Consider the following 23,680-nt stretch of genomic DNA (forward strand, 5'->3'; position numbering starts at 1 on the left):
ACCCCATGTCCGTCCGCATCGTCGACGTCCGCGAGATCACCAAGCCGATCTCGTCCCCGATCCGCAACGCCTATATCGACTTCACCAAGATGACGACGAGCCTCGTCGCCGTCGTCACCGATGTGGTGCGCGATGGCAAGCGCGTCGTCGGCTACGGCTTCAATTCCAACGGCCGTTACGGCCAGGGCGGCCTGATCCGCGAGCGTTTTGCCCCGCGCATCCTGGAGGCCGATCCGAAGTCGTTGCTCGATGAAGCCGGCGGCCATCTCGACCCCGACAGGGTCTGGGCCGCGATGATGACGAACGAGAAGCCCGGCGGCCATGGCGAGCGCTCGGTCGCGGTCGGCACCATCGACATGGCGGTGTGGGACGCGGTGGCGAAGATCGCCGGCAAGCCGCTGTTCCGTCTGCTCGCCGAACGGCACGGCGTCAAAGCCAATCCGCGCGTCTTCGTCTACGCCGCCGGCGGCTATTACTATCCGGGCAAGGGCTTGTCGATGCTGCGCGGCGAGATGCGCGGCTATCTCGATCGCGGCTACAATGTCGTGAAGATGAAGATCGGTGGTGCCGATATCGGCGAGGACCGCAAGCGCATCGAGGCCGTGCTGGAAGAGATCGGCAAGGACGCGCAGCTCGCCGTCGACGCCAACGGCCGCTTCAACCTGGAGACCGGCATCGCCTACGCCAAGATGCTGCGCGACTATCCGCTGTTCTGGTACGAGGAGGTCGGCGATCCCCTCGACTACGCGCTGCAGGCCGCGCTGGCCGAATTCTATCCCGGCCCGATGGCGACGGGCGAGAATCTCTTCAGCCACCAGGACGCCCGCAATCTGATCCGCTACGGCGGCATGCGCCCGGATCGCGACTGGCTGCAATTCGACTGCGCGCTGTCCTACGGCCTGTGCGAATACCAGCGCACGCTGGAAGTGCTGAAGACCCACGGCTGGTCGCCCAGCCGCTGCATCCCTCACGGCGGCCACCAGATGTCGCTCAACATCGCAGCGGGCTTAGGCCTTGGCGGCAACGAGAGCTATCCCGACCTGTTCCAGCCCTATGGCGGCTTCCCCGACGGCGTCCGCGTCGAGAACGGCCACATCACCATGCCGGATTTGCCGGGCATCGGCTTCGAAGGCAAGTCGGATCTCTACAAGGAGATGAAGGCGCTGGCGGAGTAGGGCGGCTGGTGCCGCACACTCCGTCATTGCGAGCGCAGCGAAGCAATCCAGGATCTCTCCGTCGAAGCGGTCTGGATTGCTTCGTCGCTACGCTCCTCGCAATGACGAATGTGGTGCGAGTCGACCGCCCCTACGACAACCGCATATCCAAGAGCCTTCGTCCTTCGCCCTTCAGCAGCTTCTTCACCGCGCTCGAGGCCACCACCTCGCCGTCATTGGCGTAGGCCTCGTGGTTCTTCTCGATGTCGTCGAGGCGGTAGAGGTAGTTGACCATCACGCCGGCGGATTCGCGCAATCCCTTCGGTGAGAGGTCGCCTAACCAGTTGATGCGCTCGAGCCTTGCGCCGTTGCCGAGATGGAAGCGGGCGACGGAATCGATCAGCTTGCCCTTCGGCGTGCGCGCCTTGAGGAAGTAATGCGCGGCGAGGGGCTCGATCACGCCGCGGAGCAGCGTCGTCGTCTCGGGGTTCTCGAACCATTTGGGATCGTCCAGGCGCTTCAGCACCTCGCGGTCCTCGTCCGACAGCGGCAGATCCTTGTCCTGCTTCACCCAGGCCATGAAGCCGGGCACCGGCGACAGCGTCACGAAGGTGTCGAGCTTCGGCGTCTCGCGCCGCAGCTCCTCCACCACCTGCTTGATCAGGAAGCTGCCGAAGGAGATGCCGCCAAGGCCGCGCTGGGTGTTGGAGATCGAATAGAACACGGCGGTGCGCGCACGCTCGATCGGCAGATGCCGGCGGTCGACCGCAAGCAGCGGCGCGATCGCGCCCGGGATCGTCTCGGTCAGCGCCACCTCGACGAAGATCAGGGGCTCGTCCACCATCGCGGGGTGGAAGAAGGCGTAGCAGCGGCGGTCGACCGGATCGATGCGGCGGCGCAGATCGTCCCAGTCGGAGATCTCGTGCACGGCTTCGTAGCGGATGATCTTTTCGAGGATGTTGGCCGGTGTCGACCAGTCGATCCTGCGCAGCACGAGAAACCCCCTGTTGAACCACGAAGAAAGAAGATGCGAGACGTCGCGGTCGAGCGCGGCGAGATCGGTGTGCCCGTTCATCATGTCGAGCAGATCGGCGCGCATGGCGACGAGGTCGCCGGTGCCGCCGGGCGCGCGGTTGAGCCTGCGGATCAGCTCCTGCCGCCGCGGCTCCGAGGCGAAATGCAACGAGCTCGCGTCTTCGTCGCTCGGCGCGGCGCGCCATGTCTCGATCGCCTTGGACAGGCGCTCCCGGTCCGGGCCGAAATCGCGCACCAAGCCTTCGAAGAAGGCGCGGCGTCCCGCCGCATCGAGCTCCCGGTAAATGTCGAGCACCTCGCGCGCGATGGCGATACCCGATGCTTCGCCCCGGCCCGACAGCAGCGCATCGCACAGCTCGAGCAGTCCGTCGGCATCCCGTCCGGTGTCGGCGGATTCGCCGCGACGAAGCAGCGTGCGGCCGCGCTCGGAGATGGTGGCGAGCAGGTCGGAGAAGAAGGCGTTGGCCATAGGGGCTTTCGTATCAGGTTTGTGCGTTGCGGAAGCTTACACGGGATTTGGGTGGAAGCCGATCACAATCAAGCGGAGGAATGCGGCAACTTTAGTCGGGCCGTGCGTTTGGAGAATGCCGGCATGCCGTTCAATGCGGACAATGTCACCGAGGGCTGCGCCGCCTTAGGGTGGGCAAAGGCGCAAATCGCCGTGCCCACCTTCTGTCGATGACAGGGAAAGACGTGGGCACGCTTCCGCCGTCGCTCTTCGAGCTATGGCGGACAAGTCGCTTTGATTTGCCTATCCTACGATTTCCACCACACCAAAGGTGTCATGCCCCGGCTTGTCCGGGGCATCCAGTACGCCGCAGGTTCTCGATTCTAGCCGCGCCGTCCCTGGAATACTGGATCGCCCAACTTCGCGTGCGATGACACGGAGAGTGTGGCAAACTCCGTCGGCGTCCGTCCCGTCACCTGGCGGAACGCGGCCGAGAACGCCGGCACGCTGGCATAGCCGAGCTGGGTCGCGAGCTGCTTCACCGACACGCTGGCGTCGGTCGACAGCCGCTGGATCGCCGCGGCGATCCGCGCGCGCTGGCACCAGCTCTTGAAGCTGAGCTGCGTTTCCGTCGAGAACAGCCGCGACAGCGTCCGCGCCGAGGTTCCGACCTCCCGCGCCAGCGTGTCGATGTCGTGTAGCCCCGTGGGGTCGTCGAGCACGATCATCGCGGCGCGGCGGCAGCGCACTTCGCGCGGCAGCGGCACGAAGGTGGTGGAATCCTCGGCCTGGTGCAATTCCAGCATCACCAGGCGCACCAGGAGCTCGGTGCGCTCCTCGGTGTTGCGCGGGTCGAACAGCGCCAGGATCGCCTGGTTCAGCAGCGGCGACACCCGCACCACGAATTCCCTGGTCAGGCCGTCATAGCGCTGCTCGCGCTTGAGCCACGACAGGTCGAAATACAGCGTGCGCATCTCGATGTCGGCGAGCAGGTCGATGGCATGTTGAAGCCCGGCCGGCACCCAGACCGCGCGGTCCGGCGGCACCAGCCAGCGTCCCCCCGGCGTCGTCACCTGCATGGTGCCCTTGGCCGCATAGATCAGCTGCGCCTCGCGGTGCAGGTGCGGTTCGATCCGCAGGCCCCTGGGATAGTCGCGCGCAACCAGGTGCACGCCCGCGGGCGAGCGATGGTTGCTGCGGACCTCCCGCAGGATTGGCGTTTCCAAGATTGGCGTTTCAAAGACAGTCATTGGCAGCATCCCGTCATGGGGAGGACATATAACTCATTTCGGAGCAGGAGAGGATTCGGGAATGAACAGCCCCAGTCGGGTCATCAGTTTCGTCAACGCAGGCCATTTCATCGACCATTATTCGATGCTGATCTTCGCAGCCGCCGTCATCATCATGGGCCCGGCGCTGGGCATGGCCTATTCGGAACTCCTGCCTTACGCGACGCCGGGCTTCGTTGCCTTCGGGGCCGGCTCGCTGCTGACCGGCTGGCTCGGCGACCGCTGGAGCCGCCGCCACATGATGCTGATCTTCTTCGTCGGCATCGGGGCATCCATGGTCGCGGTCGGCTTCGTGCAGACCCCGGCGCAGCTCGGCGCCGCGCTGCTTGCGATCGGCATCTTTGCCTCGATCTATCATCCCGTCGGCACCGCCGTGATCGTGTCTTACGCCGACCGGCTCGGCCGCGAGATGGGCATCAACGGGGTCTGGGGCAATCTCGGCGTGGCTTCCTCCGCGCTCGTCACCGGCGTGATCGGCCAATATCTCGGCTGGCGTTTCGCCTTCATCATTCCCGGCGCGGTCACGATCCTGATCGGCATCGCCTTTGCGATGATGGTCGTGCACGAGGACCGCAAGGGCGCCAGGCAGGCGGCGGCGCAGGCGCGGGTGGCCAAGCAGGACATGTGGCGCGTGGTGCTGTCGCTGCTGATCGTCGTGATCGCAATCTCCACCACGTTCAATGCCGTCACCGTGGCGCTGCCAAAACTGTTCGCGGAGCGGCTGGCGGATTTGACCAAGAGCCCGGCGCTGCTCGGGGTCATCGCCGCCTGCGTCTACGTGTTCGGCGCGATGACGCAATACACGATCGGCCGGCTGCTCGACCGCTATTCGCTGAAGACGGTGGCATTGCCGCTGTCCTTCATGCTGGCGCCGCTCCTGTATCTTGCCGCGAGCCTGGAGAATCTGCCGCTGATCCTGGTCTCGATCGGCATCGTCATGGGGGCGTTCGGGCAGGTCACGGTCAACGACGCCATGGTCGGCAAATACACCAGCGAGGAATGGCGCTCGCGCGCCTATGCCGTGCGTTACTTCATCGGCTTCACCGCGGCGGGGGCCTCGGTCGGCCTGGTCGCCTGGCTCTACGAGCAGGGCGGCTTCGTCACCATGCTGCACGCCTTCGCCGCGCTCTGCCTGCTCGCGATCGCAGCCGCCATCATCCTGCCGCGCGAGATCAGGACGCCGCAGGCGGTGTGAGGTCTTTGTGAGGCGGGCAACTGTCTCCACATCGTCATTCCGGGGCGCGCGTCAGCGCGAACCCGGAATCCATCGGGCGGCAGCGACTGCGGAGAAATGGATTCCGGGCTCGTCGCTGCGCGACGCCCCGGAATGACGGGGAACGGAGCGGCCCATCACGCACGCCATCCAGCATGCCACTCTGCCCCTGTTTTGCCCGACGGCGCAAACCGCTTCGGCAAGGCCGAAATTTTCCCGAGCGTTCTCAACCCCATCCCTACTGTGCATGGGGTTGTTTTCGCGTTTTGTTGTCGCCGGCTCCCTCACACGTCTGGAACCGGCTCCACCTCCTGCGGGTTCTATTCCCATGGCCCCGACGCCGGGGGTGAAGGGGGTAATCATCTGCATGCTGTCGCGCCTGCTCCGATCGGCCGGCCTCGTCCCCGCGGCGCTCGTCCTCACCACCATCGCGGCCGGCGCTGAAACTGGCAAATCGGCCGGCCCGTCCGAATTGCTGCTGGTGGCGCAGATCGTGCTGTTGATCGCGGTCGGCCGCGGCCTCGGCGAGATCATGATGCGCGTCGGTCAGCCCTCGGTGATCGGCGAATTGCTCGCCGGCATCATTCTCGGGCCATCGCTGTTCGGCTGGGTCTGGCCGGAGGCGCAGCACGCGATCTTCCCCAAGTCGCCCGAGCAGAAGGCGATGATCGACGGCATCGCGCAATTGGGCATCCTGCTCCTGCTGCTGCTCACCGGCATGGAGACCGATCTCAAGCTGGTCCGCAAGGTCGGCAGGGCCGCGATCGCGATCTCGATCGCCGGCATCGTCGTGCCTTTTGCCTGCGGCTTCGCACTCGGCGAGTTCCTGCCCGATGCGCTGCTGCCCAACCCGGAACAGCGCCTGGTGGCTTCGCTGTTCATGGGCACGGCGCTGTCGATCTCCTCGGTCAAGATCGTCGCGGTGGTCGTGCGCGAGATGAACTTCATGCGCCGCAATGTCGGGCAGATCATCGTCGCGACCGCCGTCATCGACGACACCATCGGCTGGATCCTCATCGCCGTCATCTTCAGCCTGGCTTCGCACGGCACGCTGGACATTGCCTCGGTGGCGAAGGCGGTGCTGGGGACGCTGCTATTTCTCGCGGTCAGCTTCACGATCGGCCGCCGCCTGGTGTTTCAGCTGATCCGCTGGGCCAACGACAATCTCGTCAGCGCCGCGGCGGTCATCACGGTGATCCTGCTGCTGATGTGCGTGATGGCGATGATCACGCATGCCATCGGCGTCCACACCGTGCTGGGCGCCTTCGTCGCCGGCATCCTGGTCGGGGAGTCCCCGATCCTGACGCGGCAGATCGACGAGCGCCTGCGCGGCCTGATCTCCAGCTTCTTCATGCCGGTGTTCTTCGGCCTCGCCGGCCTTGCCGCCGATCTCTCGGTGCTGCGCGATCCCAATCTCCTGATGTTCACCGGCCTCCTGGTCGTGATTGCCAGCGTCGGCAAGTTCGGCGGCGCCTTCGTCGGCGGCACATTGGGCGGCCTGAACAATCGGGAATCGCTCGCGCTCGCGAGCGGCATGAACGCGCGCGGCTCGACCGAGGTGATCATCGCCACCATCGGCCTGTCGATCGGCGTGCTCAGCCAGAACCTGTTCACGATGATCGTGACCATGGCGATCGTGACCACGATGGCGATGCCCCCGATGCTGCGCGCAGCGCTGGCGAGGCTGCCGATCAACCAGGAGGAGAAGGAGCGGCTGGAGCGGGAGGCATTCGAGAAGCGCGGCTTCCTCGCCAATCTCGAGCGGCCCCTGCTGGCGGTGGACGAAAGCGTCAATGCCACCTTTGCCGCCCACCTCGCGGGCCTGATCGCCGGCATGCGCGGCCTGCCGATCACCGTGCTGCATATCGGCCGAAACGCGAAGGAGCAGGAGAAGGGCCGCGAGGAGGAGAAGAGCCACGAAGCCGTGGTGAAGAAGGCGGCCGTTTCCGTCAGCAGCGAGAGCGAAGCCGGCAGCATCGACGTGGTCACCCGCGCAAGGCGTGCCGAGCTCGGCGAGACCATCACCGAGGAGGCGCGCAAGGGTTTTGATCTCCTCGTCGTCGGCATCGACAAGGTTGCCGCGACCAAGGATCGCTTCGACCGCAAGATCGAGGACATCGCCGCGACGTTTGAGGGACCGCTCGCGATCGCCGCGGCAAAGGGCAAGCACCTGAAGCAGCCGAACCCCGACGGGCTCAACATCCTCGTTCCGGTCTCCGGCAGCGGCATCTCCAAGCGCGGCGCCGAGGTCGCGGTCGCGCTGGCGCAAGCAGGATCAGGCTCGCTCCGGGTGATTTATGTCGCGACCACGCGCGACAAGGGCGCGCAGCGCGGCGCTTCCCGCGGCCTCGGCCAGGAGGCGAGCATCCTGAAGGACGCCAGCGATCTCGCCGCCCGCTACGACGTCGACATCACCACCACGCTGCGGGTGAACCGGGCGCCGGAAGCCGCGATCCTGCGCGAGATCGACACCACCGATGTCGATCTCGTCGTCATGGGCGTCGACCGCATCCAGGCCGATCATCTCTCCTTCGGCGGCGTCGCCGACGCCGTGCTGCGGCAGTCGAAGGTCTCCGTGCTGCTGGTGTCGAGCGGCGAGGCAAGGCAGGCTCCGGCGGAGAAGGCTTGAAATCTCTCTCCGCCGTCATTGCGAGGAGCGAAGCGACGAAGCAATCCAGACTCTTTCCGCGGAAAGATCCTGGATTGCTTCGCTGCGCTCGCAATGACTATCATGGTCGATAGCGGTCGCTTACTTCACCTCCGCCACCGGCTGGGCCTTCGGCGTCTTCTTGCTCGCCCGCCAGTTCTCGAAACGCTGCACCACCACGAAGAAGGCCGGCACGAACAGCACCGCGAGGCAGGTCGAGGCCAGCATGCCCGAGAACACGGTGATGCCGATCGACTTGCGCGCGCTGGCGCCGGCGCCGGTGGCGAGCACCAGGGGCACCACGCCGAGGATGAAGGCGAACGAGGTCATCAGGATCGGGCGGAAGCGGGCGCGCGCCGCTTCGATCGCGGCTTCCAGCACCGGCTTGCCGTCGCGGCCGTGCAGCTCGAGCCCGACCTCGACGATCAGGATCGCGTTCTTGGCCGACAACGCGATCAGCAGGATCAGGCCGATCTGGCAATAGAGGTTGTTGTCGATCTTGAGTCCGGAAAGGATCAGCATCGGCCCCAGCAGCGACAGCGGCACGGCGAGGATCACCGAAATCGGCGCGTACCAGCTCTCATACTGGCCGGCGAGCACTAGATACACCAGCAGCATGGCAAGGCCGAACACCCAGTAGATCTGGTTGCTGACCGCCTTCTCCTGATACGACATCGCGGTCCATTCGTAGCCGGTGCCGGGCGGCAGCGTCTTGTCCGCGATCTCCTCCATCAGCTTCAGCGACTGGCCGGAGGAGTAGCCCTGTGCCGGCAGGCCGATCACGGTCGAGGAGGGATAGAGGTTGTAGAGGCTGATCAGCGACGGCCCCGTGGCCGGCGTGATCTTGGCGACGGTGCCGATCGGGATCATGTCGCCGTTGGAATTGCGCACCATCATGTTGGCGATGTCGCGCTCGGTGACGCGGAAGGCAGGGTCGGCTTGCGTATAGACCTGGAACACGCGGCCGAACTTGTTGAACTGGTTGACATAGGACGAGCCGAGATAGGTCGACAGCGCCGCGAACACCTGATCGGTGGTGACGTGCAGCGTCTGGGTCTTGACCCGGTCGATCTCGACGTTGAATTGCGGCACCGAGGAGCGGAACGAGGACTGCACGCGCTGCAGCGCGCTCTGGCTCTGGCCGTTCGAGACCACCGCGCCGGTGATGGCCTGCAGCTTGGCGAAATCGCTGTTGCCGTCGCGCAGCTCGACCTGCATCGAGAATCCCGCGGCGTTGCCGATGCCCTGGATCGGCGGCGGCGGCAACACGATGGTGCGTGCCTCCATGATGGTCGCGAGCTTGTCGTTGAGGCCGTAGACCAGCGAGCGCAGATCCTCGCCGGGCCCTTTGCGGGCGTCCCAGTCCTTCAGGATGATGTAGGCGACGCCGGCATTGGCGAGGCTCGCGCTGTTGTCGAGCGCGGAAATGCCGGCGATGGTGATGACCTGCGCCACGCCGGGCGTGTCCTTGATGATCTCGCTGGCCCTGTCGAGCACCTTCTGGGTCCGCTCCAAGGCGGCGCCGTCGGGCAGCTGCACGGCGGCGATCAGATAGCCCTGGTCCTCGATCGGAAGGAAGCCGGTCGGCACCCGCGACAGGCCGTAGGCGCTGGCCCCGATGATCAGCAGCGCGAACGCGACCGAGACGGTGGCATGTCTCACGAGGAAGGTGATCAGCCGCGTGTAGCCGCGCTCGACACGGTCGTAGACCGCGTTGAAGCCGCGATAGAAGAAATTGCGCTGCTCCGGCGGCACCGCCGGCCGCAGCCACAGCGCGCATTGCGTCGGCTTCAACGTCGCCGCGTTGATGGCGGACAGAAGCGCGGTCGCCGCGATCACCAGCGCGAATTGCGAATAGATGCGTCCCGTCAGCCCCGCGAGGAACGAGGCCGGCAGGAACACCGAGATCAGCACCAGGGTGATGCCGACGATCGGCGCGAACAGCTGGTCCATCGCCTTGATCGCGGCATCGTGGCCGTTCATGCCCTGCTCGATGTTGTGCGCGGCGCCTTCGACCACGACGATGGCGTCGTCGACCACGATGCCGATCGCCAGCACGATCGCGAACAGCGTCGACATGTTGATGGTGAAGCCGAGCGCCGCCATCGCGGCGAAGGCGCCGATGATGGTGACCGGCACGGTGGTGGCCGGCACCAGCATCGCGCGCCAGTCCTGCAGGAACACCAGGATCACGACCAGCACCAGCAGGCCGGCCTCGATCAGGGTCATGTAGACCTCGTGCACCGAGGCCTCGACGAACTTGGTGGTGTCGAAAGGCGTGTCGTATCTGATGCCTTCCGGAAACCGCTTGGCGAGCTCGGCCATCTTCTTCTCGACGGCCTGCTCGACCTGGAGCGCGTTGGCGCCGGGCGACTGGAACACGCCGATGCCGACGGCCGGCTGCTTGTTCAGCGAGAAGATCTGGCTGTAGGTCTGCGCGCCGAGCTCGACCCAGCCGACGTCGCGCACCCGCGTGACGTCGCCGCTGCTGCCGGACTTGACGATGATGTTCTCGAACTGACTGGTGTCATCGAGCCGTCCGTTGACGTTGAGCGTGTACTGGAACGCCTGTCCCGGCGGCGTCGGCGGCGCGCCGACCTGGCCAGCGGCGACCTGCTGGCTCTGTTGCTGGATCGCCTGGATGACGTCCTGCGGCACCAGCCCGCGGACCTGCAGCTTGTTCGGATCGAGCCAGACCCGCATCGAATACTGGCCGGCGCCGAACACGGTGACGTTGCCGACGCCGGGCAGGCGCGAGAGCTCGTCGCGGATGTTGATGGTGGCGTAGTTGCTCAAGTAGAGGCTGTCGTAACGCGAATCCGGCGAGGTCAGCGTCACGAACAAGAGGATCGAGGTCGACCGCTTCTGCACGGTGACGCCCTGGTTCTGCACCGCCTGGGGCAATTGCGACAGCGCGCTGGAGACGCGGTTCTGCACCAGCACCTGCGCGAAGTTGAGGTCGGTGCCGATCTTGAAGGTCACCGTCAGCGTATAGGTGCCGTCCGAGCCGCTGTAGGACTGCATGTAGAGCATGTCCTCGACACCGTTGACCTGCTGCTCGATCGGCAGCGCCACGGTGTCGATCACGGTCTTGGCGCTGGCGCCGGGATAGCGCGTGGTGACCTGCACGGTCGGCGGCACGACGTCGGGATATTGCGCGACGGCGAGGTTGAACAGCGCGACGCCGCCGATCAGGATCATCAACAGCGCGATGACGTTCGAGAGGACCGGCCGCTCGATGAAAAACTTTGAGATCATGGCTGGCCCCTTACTTGCTCGAGGCTTGCGGCTGCTCGATCTTCGTCACCTGCGGATCGATCTTCTGACCCGGGATCACCCGCAGCAGCCCCGCGATGACGATGCGGTCGTCCGGCTTCAGGCCGCTTTCGATCACGCGCAGCCCGTTGTCGAGCGGCCCGATCTGCACCTTGCGCTGCTCGACGACATTGTCGCCGTTGACCACCAGCAGATAGCGGCCGCCCTGGTCGCTGCCGAGCGCGGCGTCGGGAACGAGCAGCGAGTCCTTTTCCTGGCTGAAGGGTACGCGGACGCGGACGAAATAGCCCGGCACCAGCACCCGCTTGTCGTTGGCGATGAGGCCGCGCACCGCCAGCGTTCCGGTGGATTGATTGAGCGTCGGCGAGACGTAGTCGAGCTTGCCCTCGTGCGGATAGCCGGTCTCGGTCTGCAGTCCCACCTGAATCGGGAATTGCTTCATGTCGGCGGGGGTCAGTCCGCGGCGGGTGGCTTCGGCGCGGATGCGCAACACGTCCTGCTCGTTGACGGTGAAGTTCACGTAGATCGGGTCCATCGCCACGATGGTGGCGAGCTGGGTCGGCGAGGAAACGCCGACGAGTTCGCCGACCGAGACCATGTGGGCGCTGACGATGCCGTCGAACGGCGCCGTCACCTTGGTGTAACCGTAATTGACCTCGGCGAGTTTCGTATTGGCCTGGGCCTGCTGCAGATTGGCCTGGGCATTGTCGCGGTTGGACGTGGAGGTGTCGAGCGTGGCCTGCGAGACGGCCTGGCGCTGCACCAGCTCGGCCTGCCGCTTGTAGTCGGCTTCCGCCTGCCGGACCGAGGCCTGCGCGCCGATCTCGGCCGCCTGCGCCTGTTCGAGCTTGAGCTTGTAGGTCTCCGGTTCGATCGTGAACAGCTGGGTGCCCTGCTTGACGAAGGTGCCGTCCTGATAGTCGATCGATTGCAGAAAGCCCTGCACCCGCGCCACCAGATCGACGCTCTTGATCGGCGCGGTGTTGCCGGTGGCCTCGATGTAGCGCGTCACCGGACGCTGCACGGGCGTTGCCACGTCCACCTTGGGCGGCGGTGGTGCCACGAACGTGTTCTTGTCCTCGCAGCCGGCGAGCAAGGCCACGAACGCCGCAGCGGAAAGGACCCGCCCGATATGCCTCCACGCCCCATTGCGTCGCGCGGCAGTGGCGGGATTCGTTGCGGTCATTCGGTAACCCCCGATTCTGTCTGTCGGTGCGGCAGGCTAGCAATAAAAGACTGGCCGTGGAACACCATAGCCATGGCAGTCACCGGCCTTGCAGTGCAACGAGCGATGTGGCCTTTGACAGGTTTATCACGACAAGCCGCTTTTCACCGAGGGCGTGATCGACCAGAATTGTTTCGAAGGCCGCGCGCGACAAACGCAGCGGTCGGGAAGAAGAAAAGGTGGGAAGACCATGACATGCCAACGCCATTTCGGTCGGCTCGCGCCGGCCTCGTTCTTGCCGCGATGCTCGCCATGCCCGCGCTAGCAGACGGCTTGACGGACGAGATCGCACCGACCGGCAAGCTGCGGGTCGCGATCGCCATCAGCCCCGCGGGTGGCGCGTTCTGGTCGACCAAGACCGAAGCCGGCTATGCCGGCGTCCCGGTCGATCTCGGCAAGGCGATGGCCGCCCAGCTCGGCGTCCCCGTCGAATATGTCGTGCACCAGAATTCCGGACAGATCACCGACGCCGCGTCGAATGGGACATGGGACGTCACCTGGCTGCCCAGGGATCCCGAGCGCGAGACCAAGATGCTGTTCGGCCCGATCTACGAGGTCGCGGACGCCACCTACATCGTCAAGGCCGGCTCCGCCGTCACCAATTTTGCGACGCTGGACCAGCCCGGCATCAAGGTCGCCGCCGTCAACGCCACCACGACCATGCGCGGCGCGATCGCGCATATGAAGCGTGCCAAGGTCACGGGCTATCAGACCTATGACGAGATCTTCGGCCTGCTCAGAAGCGGCGAGATCGACGCCTTCGCATTGTCGCGCGACCAGCTCAACAAGATGGCGCAGAAGATTCCGGGCACGCGCGTGCTGGACGAGACGTTCAAGAAGACGGTGACGGCCGTCGCCGTGCCGCTCGGCCACAGCCAGGCGCTGACCTTCGTCACCAAATTCATGACCGAGGCGGTGACGAACGGCACTTTGCGCAAAGCTTACGACAACAACGGCCTGAAGGACGCGCCGATCCGGACGGAGTAGTGTGCTCCGCGGCACATCCTTCGAGACGCCCGCCGTTGGCGGGCCCTCAGGATGAGGACCGAGTGCGCGGCGCCAATTTCAACGAGTACTACTGCCGTTTAGCCTCATCCTGAGGAGACCGCAAAGCGGTCGTCTCGAAGGACGAGGCGCTTGCTTCGCTGTCGCCGCGATGCCTAGTCCCGCTCACTGGCGGCTTGCGATGTCTGATCGCAGTCTCGACCGCCGGCTACCGCCCCCTGATCTCCGCATACTTCGCCATCGCTTTCTCGAACTTGCGGTTGAACAGCCACATCGCGGCGAGAATCTCGCGGAAGCTGGCGGAGCTGCGCGCCCGGTCGGCCTGTCCGAAGGCAAAGATGCTGTTGTTGCGCAGGTGCTTCATGACCGTGGGGCTGGAGACCCTGTAGTTCAGGAGATCGCCGGATTTGAGCGCGGCCCGCGTCGGGGTCGGCACGATCTGGATCAGCTCGAACAGCTTCATCTGATCGATCGGGTCGGGCAGCGTCTTCACGATGGCGGGGATCTCGCGGAACACGTCCGCGTGTGCGTTCATCAGGCCGTCGCGCACGTTGGTCCAGTGGTTGAAGCGGTGGTCGGTGCCGCGCGCCCGCGCCTCCTCCTTGTCGTCGCGCGCGCTCAAGCCCGGATCGATCGCAGCGATCTCGCTTTTGATCGCCTGCCATTTCCTGTGACCGTTGCGGTCCTCGGAGGGGCCGGTCTGGAAGCTGCCCATATAGGTATTCGAGCGTCCGTTGCGAACGTTCTGCTTGCCGTTGGTCTCGGCAAAGAACAGCCCGAGGCTGATGCGTCCTGCAACGTCGGCGTGCTCGGGCGCGAGCCCCTTGGCGCGCGCGATCACCGTGGCGAGATCGACGACGTCCTTGAACGGCGTCGCCGAGTTCTGCGCGTTGGCGGGCGGTGCCTCCATGACGTCGAACAGTCTTGAATATTCGTCGATCAGAGGTTCGATATCGGCATCGAAATAAGCCGGGGGAATCTCGAACTTGTTGGGCCGGCCGATCCGCGACGGCATGGCGTCGGTGAGATCCTTGTAGGTGCTGATCACCGCGACGCGCGCCAGATAAAGCGCCTGTCCCGGCAGGTTCGGCAGCGGCTCCTTCGCGTCGATCTGGCGCCGGCGCTCGGCCAGGATCGATTTGAACCCGGCGAGCGCCCGGTCATAGGCGGCGACCGCCTCCGATTGCTGGGCCGTGAGCGTACCCTTCTGCGCGAGGGCAGGCCCCGCGACGAAGAGGGCAACAGCCGCAAAGATTGCGAGACGTCTGAATCCCATGGCCGGTTCCTGTCGATTCGCTGGCCAGGAGATCGTAAGCAACAGAGGCGTGAGCTGGCGAGACGCAAATCCCGCTCAGTCGGAATTCTTATGCAGCCCGATAGTCCGGCGCCGTCGCCAGGAATTTCGCATAGGCGTCCGCATCCGGCGGCTGGAAGCGGCCGGCAAGCCCGCCGCGCTTCTGGTTCTTCGCGCCGATGTCGGCCATCAGCTCGTCGAAATGGCGGTAGTGATAGGGCGCGACGCACAGGCCGCCATAGACGCCCGCGGCCGGCCGCTCGACGCGCTTGAAGTGCAGCATCATCTCGATGTTGTCGCGCATCTGCTGCGCCGTCGGCTGCTTGGCGAGCTGGCCGTCGGCGTAGCGCACCAGCCAGTTGGCAGCGAGGTCGGCGCAGAGCACGGTGCAGAACGAGGAGTTGAAGCCGACGAAGCCGAGCTCGGGCAGATCGGGGTTGGCGATCAGGCGGTAGAGCCGGTACTGCCCGTCGGCATCGACCAGCTTCTGCCTGTAGGCCTCGGGCAGGAACGGCACGCCGAGCTTGTAGCCGATCGCGAGCACCGCGACGTCGGCGCCCACCCGCTCGCCGCCGCTCATCACGATGTTGTCGCCATCGTAATGGTCGAACGTACCGAACACCGCCTTGATGCGGCCGTCGGCGACCATCGGATAGAAGCCAGGCGTTGCGATCGGCACCGAGCAGTTGACGCCGTCCTCGATCCGCTCCTTCGGCACCATGTTGCAGCGGCCGAGCTTGAGCTGCGCCTTCAACAGGCTTTCCAGCCCGCGCCAGTTTGCCCAGACCAGCGGCGCGGCGATGCGATGCGCGAGCCGCCCCATCGCGCTCATGCCCCAGCCAGGAAACATCTCCTCCTGCGCGCGGATGTAGAGGATGCGCTTGAAGTTCACGAGCCCGCCGATGAAATAGGGAATGCGCCAGACCGGCTCGCGCATCACGATGGTGACCTCGCGCGCGCCCGACTTCACCGCGTTGACCGCGATGTCGGTCGCCGATTTCGAGCCGCCGAGCACGACGACGCGGCGGTCCTTCGCCAGCGAGGGATCGCAATATTTCGAGGAGTGCAGGATCTGGCCGCCCTGTGCCAGGAAGGCATCCTCGCCCGGGCAATGCAGCTCGCGCGGCTCGTTGAATTGGCCGGTGCAGACGGCGACGAAATCGAAGTCCTCATGCGTGCTGGCGCCGTCCTTGCTCTTCAGCGCGAGCGTCCAGCCGGGCTTGCCGTCGGCGCGCCGCGCCATGCCGGCAACCTCGGTGTCGAGGCGCAGCATGCGGTCGAGGCCAAAGCTCCTGGCGTAGTCGGCGAGATAGTCATGGACCTGCGGCCCGGTCGGCCATTCCGGATAATCCGCCGGCATGGCGCGGTCGGTGTAGCGGTAGAGCTCCTTCGGGCTCTGCGTCTGCACCTCGGGATAGGAGCGCGCCGGCTCCCAGACGCCGCCGAGATCTGAGCTGCGCTCGACGATGGCGACGCGGTGGCCGCGGTTGGAGAACGCCTTGGCGGCGGCAAGGCCGGAGACGCCGGCGCCGATCACGCAGACATGCTTGGGAGTGACCATGGGTTTGCTCGCAATCTGTTTCGGGCGCAAGCGGCCACGTTTGGCCGCAAGGCGCGGCCGGCGGGCCAGCAAGCAGATGCAGTGGACGAGGAACCTAGTCGTTGGCCTCGGGCGGCAGGAAATCGACCTCGTGCAGCGCCGAGATGCGCACGACTTCGGCAGGGTCGGTCAGATTGTGCAGCTGGTTGAACAGCGCCTCCAGCTTCTGCATCGGCGAGACCCAGAACAGCGCCCGGCACGGCTTGTCGGATTTGTTGAAATAGCCATGCGGGATGCCGCGCGGCATCCGCACCAGGTCGCCGGCATGGGCCTTGACCCATTGTCCGTCGAGCTTGAGGTCGAGCGTGCCCTCCTGCACCAGGATGAACTCGTCCTGGGTCGGATGGATGTGCACCGGCACGAACTGGCCCGGATCGCTGTTGGTCTCGAACGCGAAGGTGGAATCGGTGACGGCCTTGGGGAAATAGACCTGGCCCAGAATGTTCCAGCTCTTGCCGCCGTAGCCTGTGCCGTTAGCGGTAATGCCTTTTTCGAGTGCAGTCATGGCGCGCTCCCATTGGATTCCGGCGGGGATGGAGCTTCCGTCGACACGGGGAGGTTGTCTATCCGCTAAACGAATCCGGGGAGCGCCTGTTGCCGTGCAGCATGACGATTTTGGCAAGGCCGGCCTTTTCGCGTCCGCAGAATTATTATAGGCTTAAAGCAATTCCGTGACGCGAAGCGTGGTCGACGATGTCCGCAGCCGTGCTGGAAATGGGCGCAAGGGCGTCCGCAGCCGAACGGCTTGCGGATTTCGCCCGCGTCACCACCGATGACGTCGACGAAGCGGCCGAACAGATCGGACGCATCTTCTGCCCGCACGACCTCAAGCCGGCACAGGCGCGCGCGGCCGGCTTCTCGGCCCGGCACAATTGCGCCGCCTTCGACGGCTTTTCGATCAATTACGTCGCCTACGGCGGATCGGTCTTCATCGATCCCGGTTGCCTCGAGCGCTTCTTCCTGGTGCAGATTCCGCTCACGGGCACAGCCCATATCCGCGCCGGAATCACCGAGCTCGAGGCCGCGCCGGAGCGGACGGCGTCGCTGCTATCGCCGACGATCCCGACCCGGATGATGTGGCGCGACTGCGGGCAGGCGATCCTGCTGCTCGACCGTCGCATCGTCGAGCAGCGCGCCGCGGCGCTGTCGGGCAGGGCATCGGGCACGGTCGAGTTCGATCCGGTGATCGACCTGGAGACGCCGGCCGGGCGGGTCCTGCGAACCCGCCTTGCCGAGCTGATGACGATCGCCGAGCGTCTTGGTCCGCCCGGCAGGCTGTCGGCGCTCGCCATAGCCGATTGGCGCGAGCTGCTGCTCGATCATCTGCTCAATGGCCAGCGGCACGGCCTGTCGGATGCGATCACGACATTCTCCGGCCGGGCCGAGCGGCTGCCGCGCGCGCTGCGCGCGGCGCGCGACCATCTTGCGGACAATGCCGCTGAGCCGCTCGATCTCGCGCAGCTCGCCTGCGCCTCCGGCATCGGCATCCGCGCGCTCCAGCTCGGCTTCCGCCGTCATTTCGGCCAGTCGATTTCGCAGATGCTGCTCGACATGCGCCTTGCCGCTCTGCACGCCCGGCTCGCGCAAGGATCGCCCGATGCCTCCGTCACCGACATCGCGTTCGATCTCGGCTTCACCCATCTCGGCCGCATGGCCGGGGCCTACCGCGACAAATTCGGCGAGACGCCCTCGGCCACGTTGCGGCGGCGGCTGAGCTGAATCATCGGCTAGACCGTCGCGCGATCTTCGCGCAGCGTCGTCACCCAGATCACGCGCGCCGCCTGCTGGGTCGGATTGTCGAACATGTGCGGCACGGTGCTCGGAAAGCGGAAACTGTCGCCGGCCTCCAGCACGTGGGCCTGGTTGTCGAGCCATAGCCGCAGGCTGCCGGACAGGATGTAGCCGGCCTTCTCGCCGGTGTGCTGCAGGAAGTCGGTGCCGGAGGAGGCACCGGGATTGAGCGTGAGCTCGTAGAGCTCGAGCTGGCCCTTGCCTTCGGGAGTGAGCGCTTCCTTGACGACGCCGCTGGCGGTGAGCCGCAGCAGCCGGCGACTGTTCTTGCGCACGATGTAGCGCGGCACCTCGGCGGGATCGCTGGTCTCGAAGAAATAGGAGATGGGCACCTCGAGCGCGATGCTGAGCAGGCGCAGCGTCCGGATCGACGGCATCGCGCGCGCGCGTTCGAGCTGGCTGATCATGCCGGTGGACAGGCCCGTCTTGTTGGCGACGTCCTGGATCGAGAAGCCGGCGCGCTGACGCAGCAGCCGCACGGTTTCGCCGAGGCGCTGGTCGACCGCATCGTCCGCCTCGTTTCCCGGGGCGTCCTTCGCATTGTTGGCGTTGCCGCGACCATCCATGTCGCTCTCCCATGCATCATCATGAGCCCCGGCCGTATCGGTCCGAGGCATCAGCCGGAGTGAAAAGGTCGCGCATACTAGCAATGCGATTGACAGGTGTAATTAGTCGTGATGAAATTTTGACTGAAAAATTTAGAAGCACTAAAGCCCACTCCTGTCCCTTTGCCGGGGTCTCGGGGCGCGGGAGACGGTGCCGCGTGCGGAAACGGAGAGTGGGTCATGGCAGGTGACACCGACAAGCTCGGCGTTGAGGCACTGCATTTCGATCGTCCGAACCGCCGTCAGCTCTTCCAGCTCGGCGCGGGCGCCGCAGCGGGATGGACGATTTCAGGTAGCGCCTTCGCGCAAACCGAGCGCCCGACCAATCCGCCGGACAAGCCGCGCGGGCAGGTGATCGCGGCGCTGTCGCAGGAGCCGACCGTCTTTCATCCCTTGATGCCCGGCATCGAGGTCGATCAGGGCGTCTGGTGGCAGGTGTTCTCGCTTCTCTGGTACATCGACCCCGCCGGCAAATTCGTTCCCGATCTCGCCCGCGAAATCCCGACCATCGAGAATGGCGGCCTGTCGGCCGACGGCCTGACCTGGAAGATCAAGCTGCGCAGCGACGTGAAGTGGCATGACGGCACGCCGTTCACGGCCGACGACGTCAAGTTCTCGCTCGAGCTGATCAACGATTCCAATTTCCGCGCGCGGAGCCGCGTCGGCCACAGCCTCGTCAAGGACATCAAGGTCGTCGCGGCGGACGAGATCCATTGGCGCATGGAAGCGCCTTATTCGCCCTACATGTCGATCCTGGGATCGCTGACCTTCATCGTGCCCAAGCACATCCTGGAGAAGGTGTCCGATCCGAACGCCTCGCCGTTCCACAATGCACCCGTTGGCACCGGCCCGTTCCGCTGGGGCGAACGCGTGCCCGGCGACCACATCCTGCTCAACGCCCACACCGGCTATCACGGCAAGGGGCCTTACGTCGAACGCGTGGTCTTCAAGTACATTCCGGATCTCACCGTCCTCTACACCCAGTTTCGCACCGGCCAGGTCGACTACACCGGCCTGCAAGGCATCCTGCCCAACTTCGTGCAGGAGGCGAAGACGCTAAAGGGCCGCAAGATCGTCGTCTCCTCGACGTCCTCGGTGGAGCATATCGCGCCCAATCTGGAGTTCGGTCCCTTTGCCGACCGCGCGGTGCGCGAGGCGCTCTACCTCGCCATCAACAAGCAGGCGATCATCGATGCGCTCTATTACGGCCTGCCGACGCAGACCGAGAGTTTCGTGCCGCAACAGGCCTGGTCGTTCCAGCAGGGCCTGCCGCAGCACAAATACGATCCCGCCAAGGCCAACGCGCTGCTCGATGCGAGCGGATGGGTGCGCGGCGCCAATGGCGTGCGCGAGAAGGGCGGCGTCAAGCTCGAATTCACCAATTCGACGACGTCGGGCAACGCGGTGCGCGAGCAGACCCAGCAGCTGCTGATCCAGGACTGGCGCGCGATCGGCGCTGCGATGCGCGTCAACAACATGCCGGCGGCCGTGATCTGGGGCGATTTCTGGCAGCAGTCGAAATTCAATTCGGTGCTGGTCGCCGTGAACTTCATGCTCGGCAGCGACCCCGACGTGACGCCGCGCTTCGGCTCCGGCGCCATCCCGGCCCAGGGCGGCCGCGGCTACAACACCTATCAGTACAAGAGCCCGGAGGCGGATCGTCTGCTGGCGGAAGGCGCCAGGCAGTTCGAGATCGCACAGCGCAAGACCACCTATGGCGAGTTACAGAAGCTGATCCGCAACGACTTTGCGATCCTGCCCATGTTCCAGGGCTTCATCGCCGAAGGCGTGAAGGAGGGGCTGCAAGGCTTCCGCCCCAACATCAACACCTCCATCAATTGCTGGAACATCCGCGAATGGTACTGGGCCTGACGGATCAGGTGCGCAGGGCAGCCTGAGATGGCCCGTTACGTCGTCAACCGCCTGGCGCAGGCGATCATGCTGCTGGTGATCGTCTCGGCGATCGGCTTTGCCATCCTGCATCTGGCGCCCGGCGGTCCGCTGTCGCAATTCGCGGCCTCCGCGCAGATGACGCAGGAGGATCTCGATCGCGTCACCAGGCAGCTCGGGCTCGATCGCCCGCTGCCGGTTCAATATCTCGACTGGTTCGGCCGCATGCTGCGGGGCGATTGGGGCAAGTCCTATCGCGACGGCGAGGCGGTGCTGTCGGTGGTCTCCTCGCATCTCGGCGCCACGCTGGAGCTGATGGCGACGGCGACCATCATCGCGGTGCTGCTCGGCTGCTGGATCGGCATCCTCGGCGCGCTGCGCCGCTATTCGCTGTTCGACACGCTCGCCACCGTCGGCGCCATGATCGCGCTGTCGATCCCCACCTTCTGGTTCGGCCTCGTCACCATCTACGTGTTCTCGGTGAAGCTCGGCTGGCTGCCGGCCGGCAACCGGCACACCATCGGCGATGGCTCGCTGCTCGATCTGCTGCATCATCTGATCGCGCCGGCGATGGTGCTGGCGCTGGTCGAGACCGCGATGTGGGGCCGCTTCATGCGCTCCTCCATGCTCGAAGTGATCAACCAGGATTACATCCGCACCGCCCGCGCCAAGGGCATGCCGGAATGGCGCATTCTCACCGTGCACGCGCTTCGCAACGCGCTGCTGCCGATGATCACGGTGGCGGGCCTGCAGTTTCCGACGCTGCTCGGTGGCGCGCTGGTGGCCGAGACCGTGTTCACCTGGCCCGGCATGGGGCGGCTGTTCCTCGATTCCATCGGCTACCGCGATTATCCCGTGGTGATGGGCATCCTGATGTTCTCCGCGACGATGGTGCTGATCGGCTCGCTGCTGGCCGACATCCTCTATGCCGTCGTCGATCCGCGCATCAGGGTGGGCTAGGCGATGACGGCTGCGACCATCTCCACCGTTCAGCTCGCGCCCGGCCAGGCCGCCTGGCGGCGCTTCCGCCGGCATCGTCTGGCGCTCGCCGGTGCCGTCATCATTCTCGTGCTCGTGCTCGGCTCGGTCTTCGGCCCCTATCTGCTGCCGTTCGACGACACCTATATCGACATCATGAAGCGGTTCGCGCCGCCGCTCTCCGGGGCTCATGTCCTCGGCACCGACGAGCTCGGCCGCGACGTGCTGGCGCGGCTGATGATGGGCGCACGCGTCTCGCTCACGATCGGCATCGTCGCGATGGTGATCGCCATGGTCGTCGGCATCGTCGTCGGTGCCTTTGCCGGCTTCTATGGCGGCCTGGTCGGCGCTGTCCTGATGCGGCTCGTCGATGCGGTGCTGTGCTTCCCGACCATCTTTCTGCTGCTCGCGCTGGCCGCGCTCACCGAGCCCGGTCTAGTCACCACCACCGTGCTGATCGCGGCGACCGCCTGGATGTGGGTGGCCCGCGTCGTCGAGGCCCAGGTCCGCTCGCTGCGGGAACGTGAGTTTGCGGTCGCCGCACTCGCCTTCGGCTCGTCGAACCTGCGCATCATGTTCCGCGAGCTGGTGCCAAACGCGATCGCGCCGATCGTGGTGGCGGCGACTTTGAACGTGGCCAAGGCGATCCTGCTGGAATCCTATCTCAGCTATCTCGGCTACGGCGTCCAGCCGCCGGCCGCGAGCCTGGGCAACATGCTCAACAACGCCCAGATCTATCTCACCAGCGCGCCGTGGCTCGCGATCGCGCCGGGCCTCGCCATCACGCTGGCCGTGACCAGCTTCAACTTCCTCGGCGATGGCCTGCGCGATGCGCTCGACCCGCGCATGAACATCCCGTGACGAACCAGACCTCGATCGAACCGACGCCAGGAGTGCCCCATGTCCCCGCCGCTCAACCGCATCAATAGCGACGAACGCCTGCCGGCGCAGGTGGACGTCGTCGTCATCGGCGGCGGCGTGATCGGCGTGTCTGCGGCCTATCATCTGGCGAAGAAGGGCCATTCGGTCGCATTGGTCGAGAAGGGCCATGTCGGCGGCGAGCAGTCGAGCCGCAATTGGGGCTGGTGTCGGCAGCAGGGTCGCGCGCGCGAGGAGATTCCGCTGGCGCGCGAGGCGCTCCGGCTCTGGGAGGACATGCAGAACGATGCCGGCGTCGATGCCGGTTTCCGTCGCACCGGCGTGCTGTTCCTGACCAAGAGCAAGGACGAGCTCGCAAGCTGGGAGCGCTGGGCCGCGGTCGCGCGCGAGATGCAGGTCCACTCCACCGTCCTGACGCCGGCCGAGGTCGCCGAGCGCATGCCTGATAATACCGACACATGGGTCGGCGGCCTGCACACGCCGAGCGACGGCCGCGCCGAGCCGTCGATGGCGGTGCCCGCGCTGGCCACTGCCGCGCGCAAGCATGGCGTCACCATCCATCAGGGCTGCGCGGCGCGCGGGCTGGAGACGACCGGCGGGCGCGTCAGCGCCGTCGTCACCGAGAAGGGCACCATCCGCACCCAATCGGTGCTGCTCTCCGGTGGGGCGTGGTCGTCGCTGTTCTGCCGGCGTCACGGCATCGAGCTGCCGATCGGTCTCGTCAACGCCACCGCATGCCGGACCACGCCAGGACCGGAGATCACCTCCGGCGCGCTCGGCACGGATTTCTATTGCATTCGTCGCCGCCTCGACGGCGGTTTCACGCTGGCGCTGCGCAACCGCGGCACGGTCGAGCTGTCGCCCGACCTGTTCCGCTACGCCCGCACGTTCTGGCCGACTTATCTGCATCGCAAGAACGGGCTGAAGCTCTCGTTCGGCAAGTCCTTCTTCGAGCAGATCGTGCGTGGCACCAGCTGGAGCTTCGACAAGCCGTCGCCGTTCGAGACCGAGCGCGTGCGCGATCCCGCACCCGACATGTCGCTGGTCAATTCAGCGCTGGCCGCGCTGATCAAGTCGAATCCGGAATTGAAGGACATCGAGATCGCGGAGGCCTGGGGCGGCACCATCGACTGCACGCCTGACACGATTCCTGTGATCTCGCCGGTCGATGCGTTGCCCGGCTTCTTCCTCGCCACCGGCTTTTCCGGCCACGGCTTTGGCATCGGCCCCGCCGCCGGCAAGCTCGCCGCCGACATCGTCACCGGCGCGACGCCGCTGGTCGATCCCGCCGCCTACAGCCACAAGCGCATGATCGACGGCCGGCGGCTGGCGCCGGTCAGCCCGTTCTGAG

General features: G+C 65.7%; 17 protein-coding genes. 9 read left to right on the top strand and 8 right to left on the bottom strand.

The features are described 5' to 3' along the window. Nucleotides 1-5 precede the first annotated feature (5 nt). Entirely contained in the window at nucleotides 6-1,175 is a 1,170-nt protein-coding gene (gene tarD, locus D6B98_RS01385; RefSeq protein WP_126255161.1) for a D(-)-tartrate dehydratase, read from the top strand. A 130-nt stretch (nucleotides 1,176-1,305) separates the two neighbouring features. Here the strand turns inward: tarD and D6B98_RS01390 are convergent, their stop codons facing one another. Beyond that, nucleotides 1,306-2,658 (bottom strand): malonyl-CoA decarboxylase, encoded by a 1,353-nt coding sequence (locus D6B98_RS01390; protein ID WP_126255162.1) that lies wholly within the window; start codon nucleotides 2,656-2,658, stop codon nucleotides 1,306-1,308. 362 nt (nucleotides 2,659-3,020) lie between these two features. Then, on the bottom strand, nucleotides 3,021-3,896 hold the full coding sequence (locus D6B98_RS01395) for an AraC family transcriptional regulator (protein WP_126255163.1): 876 nt from the start codon (nucleotides 3,894-3,896) through the stop codon (nucleotides 3,021-3,023). A gap of 52 nt (nucleotides 3,897-3,948) precedes the next feature. Here D6B98_RS01395 and D6B98_RS01400 point away from each other — a divergent pair, with 52 nt between their 5' ends. Together D6B98_RS01400 and D6B98_RS01405 are read left to right on the top strand one after the other, a co-directional pair. Then, nucleotides 3,949-5,121 carry an MFS transporter gene (locus D6B98_RS01400; RefSeq protein ID WP_126255164.1) on the top strand — a complete coding sequence of 391 codons (1,173 nt, stop codon included), beginning with the start codon at nucleotides 3,949-3,951 and terminating at the stop codon, nucleotides 5,119-5,121. 385 nt (nucleotides 5,122-5,506) lie between these two features. Further along, on the top strand, nucleotides 5,507-7,768 hold the full coding sequence (locus D6B98_RS01405; protein WP_126255854.1) for a cation:proton antiporter domain-containing protein: 2,262 nt from the start codon (nucleotides 5,507-5,509) through the stop codon (nucleotides 7,766-7,768). A 120-nt stretch (nucleotides 7,769-7,888) separates the two neighbouring features. On the opposite strand, the gene D6B98_RS01410 is transcribed toward D6B98_RS01405, so the two are convergent. Next, nucleotides 7,889-11,044, bottom strand: a complete 3,156-nt coding sequence (locus D6B98_RS01410; RefSeq protein ID WP_126255165.1) for an efflux RND transporter permease subunit — start codon at nucleotides 11,042-11,044, stop codon at nucleotides 7,889-7,891. A gap of 10 nt (nucleotides 11,045-11,054) precedes the next feature. Beyond that, nucleotides 11,055-12,248, bottom strand: a complete 1,194-nt coding sequence (locus tag D6B98_RS01415) for an efflux RND transporter periplasmic adaptor subunit (protein ID WP_126255166.1) — start codon at nucleotides 12,246-12,248, stop codon at nucleotides 11,055-11,057. Nucleotides 12,249-12,482: 234 nt separating this feature from the next. Between D6B98_RS01415 and D6B98_RS01420 the strand changes: the two genes are divergently transcribed. Further along, entirely contained in the window at nucleotides 12,483-13,274 is a 792-nt protein-coding gene (locus tag D6B98_RS01420; RefSeq protein WP_126255167.1) for a transporter substrate-binding domain-containing protein, read from the top strand. 226 nt (nucleotides 13,275-13,500) lie between these two features. Here the strand turns inward: D6B98_RS01420 and D6B98_RS01425 are convergent, their stop codons facing one another. The 3 genes from D6B98_RS01425 to D6B98_RS01435 all read right to left on the bottom strand — a co-directional run bounded on the left by D6B98_RS01425 (nucleotide 13,501) and on the right by D6B98_RS01435 (nucleotide 16,691). Further along, nucleotides 13,501-14,568: a hypothetical protein gene (locus D6B98_RS01425; RefSeq protein ID WP_126255168.1), complete on the bottom strand. Its 1,068-nt coding sequence runs from the start codon at nucleotides 14,566-14,568 to the stop codon at nucleotides 13,501-13,503. Between the two features lie 88 nt (nucleotides 14,569-14,656). Further along, the gene (locus tag D6B98_RS01430) at nucleotides 14,657-16,147 is read right to left on the bottom strand and encodes a flavin-containing monooxygenase (RefSeq protein WP_126255169.1); all 1,491 of its coding nucleotides are present in this window, start codon (nucleotides 16,145-16,147) and stop codon (nucleotides 14,657-14,659) included. Nucleotides 16,148-16,241: 94 nt separating this feature from the next. Next, nucleotides 16,242-16,691, bottom strand: coding sequence for a cupin domain-containing protein (locus D6B98_RS01435; RefSeq protein ID WP_024339447.1), 450 nt, complete (start codon nucleotides 16,689-16,691; stop codon nucleotides 16,242-16,244). Nucleotides 16,692-16,879: 188 nt separating this feature from the next. Between D6B98_RS01435 and D6B98_RS01440 the strand changes: the two genes are divergently transcribed. Continuing rightward, entirely contained in the window at nucleotides 16,880-17,905 is a 1,026-nt protein-coding gene (locus tag D6B98_RS01440) for an AraC family transcriptional regulator (protein ID WP_126255170.1), read from the top strand. Between the two features lie 8 nt (nucleotides 17,906-17,913). On the opposite strand, the gene D6B98_RS01445 is transcribed toward D6B98_RS01440, so the two are convergent. Further along, nucleotides 17,914-18,543: a cupin domain-containing protein gene (locus D6B98_RS01445; RefSeq protein WP_126255171.1), complete on the bottom strand. Its 630-nt coding sequence runs from the start codon at nucleotides 18,541-18,543 to the stop codon at nucleotides 17,914-17,916. Nucleotides 18,544-18,762: 219 nt separating this feature from the next. Here D6B98_RS01445 and D6B98_RS01450 point away from each other — a divergent pair, with 219 nt between their 5' ends. Genes D6B98_RS01450 through D6B98_RS01465 form a run of 4 tightly spaced genes read left to right on the top strand, consistent with a single transcriptional unit; the run spans nucleotide 18,763 to nucleotide 23,679 of the window. After that, nucleotides 18,763-20,454 carry a peptide ABC transporter substrate-binding protein gene (locus tag D6B98_RS01450; RefSeq protein ID WP_126255172.1) on the top strand — a complete coding sequence of 564 codons (1,692 nt, stop codon included), beginning with the start codon at nucleotides 18,763-18,765 and terminating at the stop codon, nucleotides 20,452-20,454. 27 nt (nucleotides 20,455-20,481) lie between these two features. Continuing rightward, nucleotides 20,482-21,432, top strand: coding sequence for an ABC transporter permease (locus D6B98_RS01455; RefSeq protein WP_126255173.1), 951 nt, complete (start codon nucleotides 20,482-20,484; stop codon nucleotides 21,430-21,432). 3 nt (nucleotides 21,433-21,435) lie between these two features. Beyond that, complete coding sequence (locus D6B98_RS01460) at nucleotides 21,436-22,311, top strand: ABC transporter permease (protein ID WP_126255174.1); 876 nt, start codon at nucleotides 21,436-21,438, stop codon at nucleotides 22,309-22,311. Between the two features lie 39 nt (nucleotides 22,312-22,350). Further along, complete coding sequence (locus tag D6B98_RS01465) at nucleotides 22,351-23,679, top strand: NAD(P)/FAD-dependent oxidoreductase (protein WP_126255175.1); 1,329 nt, start codon at nucleotides 22,351-22,353, stop codon at nucleotides 23,677-23,679. The last annotated feature ends 1 nt before the right edge of the window (nucleotide 23,680 follow it).

It is taken from the genome of Bradyrhizobium sp. LVM 105, from assembly GCF_003957705.1.
Lineage (GTDB): Bacteria > Pseudomonadota > Alphaproteobacteria > Rhizobiales > Xanthobacteraceae > Bradyrhizobium > Bradyrhizobium frederickii.